The organism is Streptomyces oceani (assembly GCF_001751245.1).
Lineage (GTDB): Bacteria > Actinomycetota > Actinomycetes > Streptomycetales > Streptomycetaceae > Streptomyces > Streptomyces oceani.
In genome coordinates, this window is sequence record NZ_LJGU01000072.1 from 1 (window position 1) to 11,530 (window position 11,530).

6 protein-coding genes and 4 pseudogenes are annotated in these 11,530 nt (G+C 70.0%); 9 read left to right on the forward strand and 1 reads right to left on the reverse strand.

Annotated elements, in window-relative coordinates; translation table 11 throughout:
- From AN216_RS00350 to AN216_RS00385, 9 genes and pseudogenes are all read left to right on the forward strand, one after another.
- Positions 1-242 (forward strand): annotated as a pseudogene (locus AN216_RS00350) (AAA family ATPase); the annotation flags it as partial.
- A 155-nt stretch (positions 243-397) separates the two neighbouring features.
- Positions 398-2,091 (forward strand): annotated as a pseudogene (locus AN216_RS30950) (transposase).
- A complete protein-coding gene (locus AN216_RS00360) occupies positions 2,088-2,840 on the forward strand; it encodes an AAA family ATPase (protein ID WP_070194535.1) in 753 nt (250 codons plus the stop codon). Before AN216_RS30950 ends, AN216_RS00360 begins: the two are co-directional and overlap by 4 nt.
- A 52-nt stretch (positions 2,841-2,892) precedes the next feature.
- Complete coding sequence (locus tag AN216_RS00365; RefSeq protein WP_170842975.1) at positions 2,893-3,483, forward strand: hypothetical protein; 591 nt, start codon at positions 2,893-2,895, stop codon at positions 3,481-3,483.
- Between the two features lie 151 nt (positions 3,484-3,634).
- A complete protein-coding gene (locus AN216_RS00370; protein WP_070194537.1) occupies positions 3,635-4,021 on the forward strand; it encodes a hypothetical protein in 387 nt (128 codons plus the stop codon).
- Between the two features lie 21 nt (positions 4,022-4,042).
- Positions 4,043-4,264 (forward strand): annotated as a pseudogene (locus AN216_RS31190) (helix-turn-helix domain-containing protein); the annotation flags it as partial.
- Positions 4,265-4,672: 408 nt separating this feature from the next.
- A pseudogene (gene tap, locus AN216_RS26245) lies at positions 4,673-6,412 on the forward strand (telomere-associated protein Tap); the annotation flags it as partial.
- Complete coding sequence (gene tpg / locus AN216_RS00380; protein WP_070194538.1) at positions 6,405-6,962, forward strand: telomere-protecting terminal protein Tpg; 558 nt, start codon at positions 6,405-6,407, stop codon at positions 6,960-6,962. The pseudogene tap and the gene tpg, both read left to right, overlap by 8 nt.
- A 300-nt stretch (positions 6,963-7,262) precedes the next feature.
- Positions 7,263-8,309, forward strand: a complete 1,047-nt coding sequence (locus AN216_RS00385; RefSeq protein ID WP_070194539.1) for a hypothetical protein — start codon at positions 7,263-7,265, stop codon at positions 8,307-8,309.
- A 193-nt stretch (positions 8,310-8,502) separates the two neighbouring features.
- Here the strand turns inward: AN216_RS00385 and AN216_RS00390 are convergent, their stop codons facing one another.
- On the reverse strand, positions 8,503-11,040 hold the full coding sequence (locus AN216_RS00390; RefSeq protein WP_244502252.1) for a DEAD/DEAH box helicase: 2,538 nt from the start codon (positions 11,038-11,040) through the stop codon (positions 8,503-8,505).
- Positions 11,041-11,530: the final 490 nt, after the last annotated feature.

Consider the following 11,530-nt stretch of genomic DNA (forward strand, 5'->3'; position numbering starts at 1 on the left):
AGCACGTCCCGCGCTTGGACACCTCTCAAGTCCCGGGTGCGCTGCGCCTGTTCCATCCGTTGTGGGACCCCGTCGCTGACGAGGACGTGGCTCATGCCGATGAGATATGTGGCCGGGGGAACTTCCGTACCTGGGCGAAGATCACCTCGCATGTGTATGCGGCCTGTGAGCGCCGCTCCGAGGCCATGGTGGATCGCGCGCTGCTGGCGTGGGCCTGCTCGCGTCTCGGCCCCACTCCCTGAACCTCGCAGTACTACCCACCCGTCCGCCCCTTCTTCGGGTAAGGAGAACCCCGTTGAACGCGACGACCCCGCATCCCAGCACCGAGCCCGCACCAGCGCCCGAAGCCGTGCCCGCCCTGGACGCCGTTTCGGTGACCGTGCTGCGGGCCCCGGCCGTGCGTCGTCTGCTCGCGCTGCGCGCCGAGCACCGGCTCACCCGCGCTCACGTGCACACCACCGCCCAGTGCCTGAACGTCTCGGACCGCACCGTGTGGCGGTGGCTGGCCGAGGCCACCGTCTCGCCCGAAACCGCCAGGCGCCCCGGCGCCCGCCGTGTGGACCGGTTCGAGGTCACACCTGAGATCCGGGTGCTTTTGGCGTACTGGCACGGGAACGCCTCCGCGGTCCACCGTGAACTCGTTGCCCGCGCCAAAGCGGCCGCCGAGCAGGCAGACGCTAACGCCACTGCGGCGGAACCGGACTCGCCGTCCACCGCTCCCCTTCCTGGCGGTGCCCCCGCGGCCGCTGTCCCGCTGCTGGAGGCGGTCCCGTCACTGTCGACGTTCCTGCGCGCCGTGCGCCGGGATCTGACGGCGGGGGAGCGGGTCGGCTACCGCGACGGCCCTCAGGCGGCCCGCGCGCGGGATGTGTTCGGCAAGCGTCCGCGTACCTGGCGCAACCACGTCTGGGAGGCCGATCACGTCCAGGCCCCGCTGCGTGTGGACGCGGACGGCGAACTCGTGGCTCCCTACGTCACGTGGTTCATCGACTGTGCGACCAAGGCCGTCACCGGCCTCGCCGTCACCCCCGGCCCGCCCACCCGCGCCTCAATCCTGGCTGCTCTGCGTTCCGCAGTCCTGCGCGGTGAGCCCTACGGGCCCATCGGCGGGCTGCCCGAGCAGGTGCGGTTCGATCGGGGAGCGGACTTCCTTTCCCGGACCGTGTCCGCCGCGCTGACGGCCCTGGATGCGGGCCTCACCGTTCTGCCGCCCTACAGTCCCCACCTGAAGGGCACGGTGGAGAACCTCAATCTCAATGCCTCCCGGATGCTCTTCGCTGCCCTGCCCGGCTACACCCCAAGCAGAAGCAGAAGAAGCCGACCCGCCGCCCTGACCGGACCCCGGCCGGGCCGCCGATGTCGTTCCAGGCGTTCACCGAGGAACTGCTGGCCTGGGCGCACTGGTGGAACACCGAGCACCGTCCCGCCGAACTGGACGGCGCCACTCCCCTGGAAGCGTGGCAGTCCGACCCGACGCCCCTCAACGACGTCCCCGCCCAGGACGTGTGGTCCTTCACGCTCGAAGACGACGGCCGTAGGCGCACCATCACCAGCCACGGCGTACGCTTCCGAAACCGGGACTACCTCGCCGACTGGATGACCGGACAAGCCGGCCGCACGGTCACGGTGCGCTTCATGCCCCACCACGACCACGAGATCGAGATCTGCGACGCCCACAGCCGCCACCTGGGCACCGCATACCTGGCCGACGCCGCCACCCCAGAACAGCTGTCCGCGCTGCGCCAGGCACGCTCCCGAAGAGCCCACCGCCTGCGGGCGGAAGCCAAGGCCGCTGAGAAGCTACGCGTGCGGTTCGCCCCCGCCACCGTCTCCCAAAAAACTCGCCGACTCGACGCGCTCACCAGCTCGCAGGCCGAGGCCGAACTCGCCAGGGACGCGACCAGGGAGCTGTCCGATCTGGCGCTGCCGGACGTCATCCCGCCCGCCGCGCCCCCGGCCGACTGGCGCACCCCGCCCTCCCTCGCCACCCGGACCACGCCCGGCCGGCCTTCTCCCGTCCTGTCCGAACCTGCCGCCGACGGCCCACCCGCACCCACTGCACAGACCGCTGAAGACGGAGACGCCTCGTGACCGCCACCACTTACCAGTACGTCGACCTGCCCGATGCGTCCGTGGTCACCACTCGCGCCCTGCTGAGAGCCCGGGAGAACATCACCGACACCGTCGAGGCGCGCGCCATGATGTGCATCCACGGCGGCGCCGGTTTCGGCAAGACCCTCGCCGTCAACGCCTGCCTGCAGCAGCTCGAACCTGGCGAGGACGTCCGCCGCGTCACCTTCCGCGCCCGGCCCACCGCCCGCGCGGTGCGCCATGAACTGTTCGCCGCGCTCGGCCTGCCCGGTGCGCCGCCCAGGCATCCCAGTGAGTTCGACCGGCTGCTGAAGATTGCCCTGGCTGAGCGTCCTCGTACCTTTCTGGTGGATGAGGCCCAGTGGCTCAATGGGGAGGCGTTCGAGTACTTCCGCTACCTGTGGGACGATCCCGCCACCCGGCTCGCGGTCATCTTCGTCGGCGGCGAAGGCGCCCATGCCGTACTGCGGCGTGAACCGATGCTCTCTTCCCGTATCTTTATCTGGCAGCACTTCACGCGCCTGACTCCGGCTGAAGTCCTGGAGGTCATACCGCTGTTCCACCCGATCTGGGCTGAAGCCGACCCCGAGGACATCGCTTTCGCCGACAGCCGTGCCGCGCACGGCAACTTCCGCGCCTGGGCCCGTATCACCACCCACATCCGCACAGGCCTGGCCCGTACCGGCCGTGCCCGTGTCGACCAGGAACTGCTGCGGTGGGCGTTTGGCCGGCTGTCAGGGGCGGTGTGAGCGTGACGCCCGTCCGGCTGCGGCGCTCTGGTGTAGTCGTTTACCTGGGGCGGTGAGAACTGTGGGACTCCTGAACCCGATCAACCCGCTCGGCGAGATGGGTGTCGACATGCTGGTGTGCGGCACGCCCTGTTCCCGGCGCCCGGATCCTGGCGCGCTGCGTACCGAGGGCCGCCCGCCGGTCACCGTGATCGTGGACCGTGATGACGACGTGCGGTTCACCCGCACGGCCCTCGCCGCGCATGCTCCGGCGGCCGGGCGCGTCGTGGTCCATCTCACCGTCGCCGCTGGCGACCGGCTGCTGTGGCACGACATCCTCCAGGCTCTCGATGACGGCCGGCGCAGACGGCCGAGGTCTAGCCGTGCGACCCGCGAGGAGCAGGAGCGCGTGCGCACCGCACTGCGGCGGGCCGTCGGCTCCTTACAGGTCACGGTCAGGCGCGCCCACCGGATCGGCCCGGCCCTGTGGGCGGACCTGATCCACCTTCACCGCACTACCACCGTGGACGTGGTTCTGGTCCACCATGCCGAACTTCCGGACGCTCTCGTGCATCTGCTGAGCCACAGCGATCACCATGTCATCGACACCTTCGCCGGGGCGGCGGCGCTGCATCCGCCCGCAGCGGCGCCGGCGGACTCCTGACCGGGAGAGCCCCCTGCCCCCGCTGCCGGCTGTGCGGCGCGATGACCGTGCACGGCGCCGCAAGTGCCGCGGTGACAGCTCCCCATCCTCTGAAACGAGACAATGAAACAACATATTGTTGTTTCATTGTCTCGCCGGGTAGGGTTGCGGTATGACCGATGGCTCGCGGGAGAAGAATCGTGAACGGCTGGCTGCGCTTGCGGGCGGTCCCGCCGCCCACGAGAGCCCGGCGCATCGCCTGGAGCGGGACGCCGCACTGCTGGGGCGGCTGCTGACGGCTGCCGACAGTCATCAGCACAGCGACGGACAGGTACCGGATGTGACTGCGGACGATGTCGGCGCGGCACTCACCCTGTTCGAGGACATGCGCGTGGCGCTGGATCACCTGGAGACCCAGATGGTCATCGAGGCCCGGCGCCGCGGCATGGACTGGCGACAGATCGCCCACTGTCAGGGCCTGAACTCCTCCCAGGCCGCCTCGCAGCGCTATCAGCGCCTGATGACCCGGCTCGAAGAGATCCGCCAGGGCGTCAGGTAGAAAGCAGAAAGGGGAGCACAGATGACGGACCAGGGCGATGAGCTGTTCGCCGCCGTAGACTCACTGCTCGCCGCCGTCGACGGCGGCACCGTGCTGCCCACCCTGGCCGAGCGGGTCCGGCTGCGTGAAGCGGCCGGGCTGACCCAGGCCGCCATTGCCCAGGCCATCGGCGCGCGTGTGCCGAGTATCCAGGCATGGGAGGCAGGCCGCGCCGAACCCAGAGGGGAGCGCTTGGAGGCATACCGCAGGCTGCTCGAAGGCCTCGCCCAGCGCTATCCCGCGCCCGCCACGCACCCCCAAGCGCCTACGGCCCAGCCAGAACCTCCCGCCGCGCAGCCGGTACCGGCAGCGGGCGGTGCGTCGGCGGCCGTGAGCCCCTGGCCAGCAAACGCAGCCAGGAGCACGGTACGCACGCCAAAACCGGCGCCGCGGCGCCCGGCGAAGGCGACGAAGCCCGCGACCGACCCGCGGTTCCCGCACGGCCCGCTCGGTGTGCTGGACGGCGACGGCACCGTGCACTGCCCCGGCGGGGTGATGCTGGACTGCCCGGCCACCACCCTCCCGTCCCTGGTGGAGTGGACCCTGGCGGAGTCCGGGATCGGCGCCGAGCGGCTGCACCGGCACGGGCGGGACGCTGACCCGCTGCTCGTGCTGACCGCAGCGGCCACCGAACGGCTCGGGCTGCCTGACCGCCTGCCCGACCGTAAGGGCCTGCGCCTGGACGAGGACCATCCGGCCGTCAAGGAGATCACCGCTGCCGGATGGCAGCTGACCCGGCGCGGGTTCGGCCCGTGGGCCCGCATCTACCGCCCGGCCGAGGGCGCCCGGCGGCAGTGCGTGCAGCTGGCCGTCCTGCCCTGGGACGCTCTCGATACCCGCGCGTGGGGCGAGGTGGCCACGTGGCCGGCTGCCGAGGTCGCCCGGGTACTCGGCACCTACGCCACCCGCGTTCTCACCCCGCGCGGCTCCACGGCGGTGACCGGGCTGGAGCTGATGACCGCGCTGCGGCCGCCGACTCGCCCGGCCCGGAACGAGGCCACCGGCGGCTGGACGTCGGGCCCGGTGGCTGGATCGCTCCTGAACGCAGTGGACCCTGCCCCGCCGGAGGCCCCNCGGCAGTGCGTGCAGCTGGCCGTCCTGCCCTGGGACGCTCTCGATACCCGCGCGTGGGGCGAGGTGGCCACGTGGCCGGCTGCCGAGGTCGCCCGGGTACTCGGCACCTACGCCACCCGCGTTCTCACCCCGCGCGGCTCCACGGCGGTGACCGGGCTGGAGCTGATGACCGCGCTGCGGCCGCCGACTCGCCCGGCCCGGAACGAGGCCACCGGCGGCTGGACGTCGGGCCCGGTGGCTGGATCGCTCCTGAACGCAGTGGACCCTGCCCCGCCGGAGGCCCCGCCCGAGCACCCCGTCGCGGCCGGCCGTGACGAGGACCAGGTCCTCGATGAGGAAGCCTACGAGTGGACCCGTGATGCCGAACTGCTCACCGACGCCGAGTGCACGCTGCCGTACGTGATCGGCCTGGACGTCAACATGGCGTTCGCCGCAGCTGCCAACAGACTGCCCGTCGGGCTGGGCGAGCCGGTGCACACCGACGGCCCCCGCTTCGACAAGAAGATCCCCGGCTGCTGGTACACCGACCTCTCCCACATCGAGCTCGACGCACGTCTCCCCAGCCCGTTCACCCCGCACGGCGGCCGACCGGCGGGCCCGGCCTGGTACGCCACCCCCACCCTCGCCTATGCCGATGAACTCGGCTACGAGATCCGCCCGCTGGAAGCGTGGCTGCGGCCTCAGGCCGGCCCCTACCTGGACCCCTGGTACGAGCGGCTGCGCGACGCCTACCTGGCGACGATGACCGACCTCGGCGTCACCAAAGACCTGATCGGACCGGAGTTCCTGACCGCGATGGAGACGGCCAAGGCCACCGACCCGGGCACGGCCGCCGTGCTGTCGGCGATCAAGGCCACGGTCAAGGGCGGCGTTGGGAAGCTGCGGGAACGCCCGCAAGGCTCCGGATACCGGCCCGGCGAGCGCTGGCCTGCACTCGAGCGGCCAACCTGGCGGCCGGACATCCGCGCGGCGGTCATCGCCCAGGCCCGCACCAACATGCACCGCAAGATGCGCACCCTGGCCGCAGCAGGGCTGTTCCCCCTCGCCGTGCTCTCGGACTGCGTGGTCTACCCGGCCGCCGGCCCCTCCCCGCTCGATGTTCTCCCGCAAGACACGGCCACCGGGAAACCGCTGCCCGGCACCTTCCGGCTCGGCGTCAACCCGGGGATGGTCAAGCACGAAGGGACCATGCAGCTATGGCGCTGCGTGGAGTACATCGAGACCGGGGCGAACCCCGCCCGCCACATCAAGGACGACGCGGAGGCCCAGCATGGGTGAGATCAGCGACGGCATCGAAACCGCGCTGCAGGCCACCCAGACCCGCCCGATCCCCCTCAGCCCGCAAGCGCGGATGCGGGCACTGGTGAAAGCAGAAAAAGGCTCCACCAAGGCCGCCGCCGCCCGGCTCGGCTGCTCCCAGCGCCAGGTCGAGCGCTACCTGGCAGGACAGGTCAAGCGGCCCACCCCGCGCCTGGCAGCCGCCCTAGAGCAACAGCTGCGCCGCGTCTGGCAACCACGCCTGCGAGCCCGCGCGATCAAGAAGGCATCCGCCACCGGCATCGTGGTGGAGACCCGAGCCCGGTTCGGGTTCACCTCCGCCGCAGGCTCCACCGACGACCCGCGGATGCGCCGCATCACCGAACAGCTCCCCCCGAACACCGCCGCCCAGCTGCTCGCCGCTCACCAGGCGGGTGCCGGCGAGCAGCAGTTGGCACAGATCCTCGCCGGTGGCCTTGGCTTCTCCTACTTCCGCGACCGCGGCCGCCGCGCGGACGGCCTGGACGTGGAGCTGTCCGACATCGACTACTGCGAACTGGACCTCCTCTGACTCGCCCCTGCGGGTTCCGGACCCGAAATCCATGGACAGGCCCCGGAGTCGGCCCAGGCCGATCTACCGTGACTCCCGTCCCGGGCCACGATGCCCTGGTCGGCCTCCGGACCGAGCTGCAGCACCGCACCGCCCGCATTTGACCGGCATGGCGACTGCGACGACCTGCTGCGCCCAACAGTGCCGCTAGGGCCGCCCACCACACCCAGCGGTAGCTGACCCGCTGCTTCTGGAAACGGAAGGCTCGTTGTCGGACCCGCTCCGTACCCTTGACTGAGGTACCTGAGGCAGGAGGGCAACGTGGCCCGCAACGGCATCAACAAGCGTGAGATCGACAAGTGGGCCAGGAATCTGGTCAAGGAGACCAACAAGAGCCTGGAACGGGCTCAACGACGGAACCCTCCTCGCGTCTCTGCACAGATCGAAGCCACCTCCAGCGCGGTGCCCGGCGAGGTGACCGGCTACCTGGCCCGGCTGCTGCTGTGGCTGGACGACCGAGAGAAGCAGAACCCGGGCGGGTACATCGACATCACCGCCTTCCCCGAAGAACTCCGGCTGGAGGACGAGGACCCGGCCATCCTGGCTCTCCAACTCGACCAGCACGGCCTGGTGCAGATTCTCCGTGCCATGGGGCCCAGGACCCATGTCCGCCTCACCGACGCCGGCCGCGTCGCCGTGCGCGAGCAGAAGGACGTCCAGAAGGACCGCGCCGCCCGGCTCCGCCACACGATGGATGCCCTGCTGCGGTGGCTGTTCGACACCGCCAATGACCAGACACCCGTCAACCCGGCCCTGTTCCTCGCGACACCCGGCTCCTACTTCGCTGGAACCGAGATCAGCGGGACCGATCTGCACCAGGCGCTCGCTTACCTGGCAGAGCACAAGCTGATCGAACACATCGACACCGACCCCGCCACGGTCACCATCACACCCCAGGGCGTCAGCTGCGCCCTGACTGGAGGAAGCGTGCAGGACCACGTCAACCAGCCTCGCCCCGGCGCCACGTACAACACCTATCTGCCGAACGCCAAGGGCGTCCTCATCGGCGAGCAGCAGCACTTCACGCAGAACAACACCGACGGCGTCGACCCCACGCTGTTCGTCCAGCTCGCCGGGTACGTCGGTCAGGTCAGCCCCATCCTGGGCCTGTCCGATGAGGACCGCGTGGAACTGGAGCGCGTCGCCCAGGAGCTCCACGACGAGGCGACCTCCGGCAACCCTGAGCCGGGCCGCCTGCGTCAGTTCGCCACCCAGCTCAAGGACCAGCTCCTGGCGGGCGCCACCACCATGGCGGCAACGCAGGGCATCCAGATGACTGAGCAGGCCCTCGCCGGGCTGGTGCAGTAGCCGCTTCGCGCACCACCACGGGCGTCGGGAGCCAGCCGTTAATGTCCCCGGGGCGGAAGTCCGTGGCCGTCGGGGCCTGTTCCGTCGCCGTAGCTGACCCAGGGAGGCCAGCAGATGTTTCGCTACGCCCGGCCGCGTCGAGGGTCCCGATAATTTGGTCGGGGCCCTCGGGGTTGCGGTGTTGGGGGTGCTTTCAGTGGATGCCGAGTTCGTTGAGCGCAGCGGCCCGCTCCGGGGTCAGCGTGCCGCGGCGGTTCTTGACGTTGCTGATCCACACACCAAGTTTCACCGGGACCAGCTCCTGCTCTTGGCCCTCACCGCCTGTCTCACCGGCGGTGGCTGGGTCGGCGGGTACGTGTTCGATGTGGGAACGGGACACGGTCAAGTGCCCTTCCCGGTCCAGGAACCGCCTGGCGGCCTCCAGACCGCGCTGGAAGGCCAGCTCCCGGGCGTTGCCCCGTCGGGCCTTGGAGCGCCCGCCTGCGGGCCGTGCAGGCGGCTTTACACCGAGGGCTTGCAGCCGTCGCCGCTGCTCGTCGTTGAGGTCCTGCCAGATCTCGGGTTCGGTCTGCCGGGCTAGCCACTTGCCGAGGTCTTCCCCGCTCACGGTGACGCCGGGGAGCAGGTCGCTGATTTCGGCGCCGCCGTCCAGGCAGGTCTGGGTCTTGATGTAGAGGCGCTGCCAGTCCACTGACCAGCCAAGCGTGTTCGGGTTCCACTCCTCATCGATCGCCGCTAGGTCCGCCGCCTTCTCCGCGGCTCTCTCTGGGTTCTTGCCCAGTCCACCCGGTCGTCGGCAGTTGGCCAGGAACTGCCCCACGGCCCGGCCGAGGGCGGCGGCGGTCTGCGGAGCGGCCAGCGTGCCGTTCTCGGCGTAGTAGGCGCGGCAGGCGGTCAGGTTCTCCTCCCACGCCAGGTCCGGCGCGGACCACACCATCGAGAGCTCGTCGAGCCACCCGACGCGCTTGTCGTCCAGGCGGCCGGCGGCGTACTCGGCGCGCTGCTCGGCGACCCACCGCCCCAGTGGGGCCTGGGAGCCGGGCTCGCGGTAGGACAGCGGCACCCGCAGGTCTCCGTGCTCGGCGTGGTAGCGCACGGCGGCCGCGTACCCCCGGGACCAGGAGGCGCGCTCGGGCTCGATGACCTGCATCCTCACGAACCGCCGGATGGTGTTGGGGTCGCGCTTGGTGGAGAACCGCAGCAGCAACCTGCCGTCGTCCTCCTCCTCTTCGTCCTCGGGCGGCGGGCCGATCGGCACCGACGGCTCCAGAGGTCCAGTGTGCTCTTGTGGAATAGCGAGCATTTCCACCATGCGGGAATCATGCGCCCGAAGGGCGTTCAGGACATTCACCAGCGGCTTATACGACCCGGACGCGTACATGTCTTCCGGCTTCTCCTCCTTGGAGAGAAATACCGGCACCAACAACGTAGCGAGCTTGCCTTCCTTGGGATTTTGTCGCAACGCGCGTCCGATAGCCTGGACAATCTCCACTACCGAGCTTTTCGGGTCCACAATGGCCACGCTGTCCACGGCCCTAATATCGACGCCTTCCCCGAGGACCTTGCAATTCGCGAGTACCGCGCGGTGGACCGGGCGGCCTTTGTGGTCGATGCCTTCGCCGAACTGCCTAAAGACCTGACGCCGGTAGTCGGCCTCGTGCTCGCCGCACAGCCACTGCGACCAGATCCGGTCCTTGGCCGGATGCTGGCCGGGCTGCTCCGTGTGGAGCTTGTCGGCCACCCCCGGCAAGCCCGCGGCCCATGCCTCGGCCTCTATCGTCCGCGCGTGGAAGGTGATCAGCGTCTTCAGATCGTGCTCAGCCATGGCCTGCAGTACGGCGGTCTGCACCGCCGCCATCCGCTTCCCCCGCACCTCCTCGCTGTTCTTGTCCTCCCCACGCAGCTGCGCCTCTTCCAGCTCGGCATCCCGGATCTCCAGCACCACAACCTGAAAACGCGCCAGCAATTCCCGGCGGATCGCTTCCGCCAAAGGGAGTTCGTAGGCGATAGGCCCGAAGATTTTCCGGTCATCCATGGACGCGGCCATTTCCTCCGGAAGCCGGTTCACCGCCCCCTCCCGCCCTGGCAGCGGCCGCTCCTTCCAGATCCGCGGAGTCGCCGTCAGATGCAGCCGCCGCCACGCCGGGATGACGTCCTGGTCATGGATCGCCGTCCACGCCTTCCCCAGCGAACCACTGGTCCGGTGCGCCTCATCCACACACACCAGGTCCCAGGCCGCCAGAGCCGTCAGCCCGTACCCCGGGCCCGCGTGCGCCTCCTCCAGCACCCCCAGACTCGAGTAGGTGGCGAACACGGTCAGCCGCTGCTCCCCGGCCGCCCACAGCGCCAGCTGCTGCGCGCTGGTGGTGGCACGGACCTCCGCGGACCACAGCGCCGGATCCCCCTCCAGCGAACACACCGCGACGGCCTTGCCCTGCCGGCCCTCGGCCCGCCACTCCCGCACGGTCTGCGCCAGCAGGTCGAGGGTGGGGACCAGGACCAGGACCCGGCCGTACATCGCGAGCCGCGAAGCGGCGTGGATGCCGATCAGGGTCTTGCCCGTGCCGCATGCGGACACCACGGTCGCTCGCAGTCCCGCCCGCGGGATCCGTTTGCCCGGCGGCGGCTCCAGTGCCCGTACCGCCGCCTCCACCGCCTCCACCTGATGCGGCAGCAGTGGCCGCGGCCCCGACCACAGCGCCGCCGGCACCTCAAGCATCTCCTCGGCCATCAGCCAACCCCCAGAACATCTGAGTTGAGTCCATGAAGAATTCGTTTCCGGCAGCTACACCCACGGCAACGGTGCCCAGCCGCTCCTCCCCGGAGAATTCTCCGGGGAGGGCGCTGCATCAGTAACAGTACATGACTCTGCTGAATGATGCACCGAGGTTCGGCAACTTCTCTTCTATGGGCGGTGCCTGGTAGGCTGTCAGCATGTCCACCCCGGTTCTCTCCCCTCCTCCCCTCGGGTTTCCTGGTGCTGGCGGGTGTGTGGTGCGGGCGGGTTGGCCCGGTGGGGCCGGCGTCTGTGCCGGCTCCTCCTGGCGGTGGGGCTGCTCGGGGGCCGGCCTCGCGTGGTCCCCGGTATCAGCGGGGTGAGGTGGTTTCCGTAACGGAACATGGCGCACGTAAAGATGCATCACCTCCCCTGTATCCAGCTGCTTTTTCGGCGGAGCGAAGCGGAGCCGAAAGAATCCCGCGAAGCGGGATTCCAACCGTTT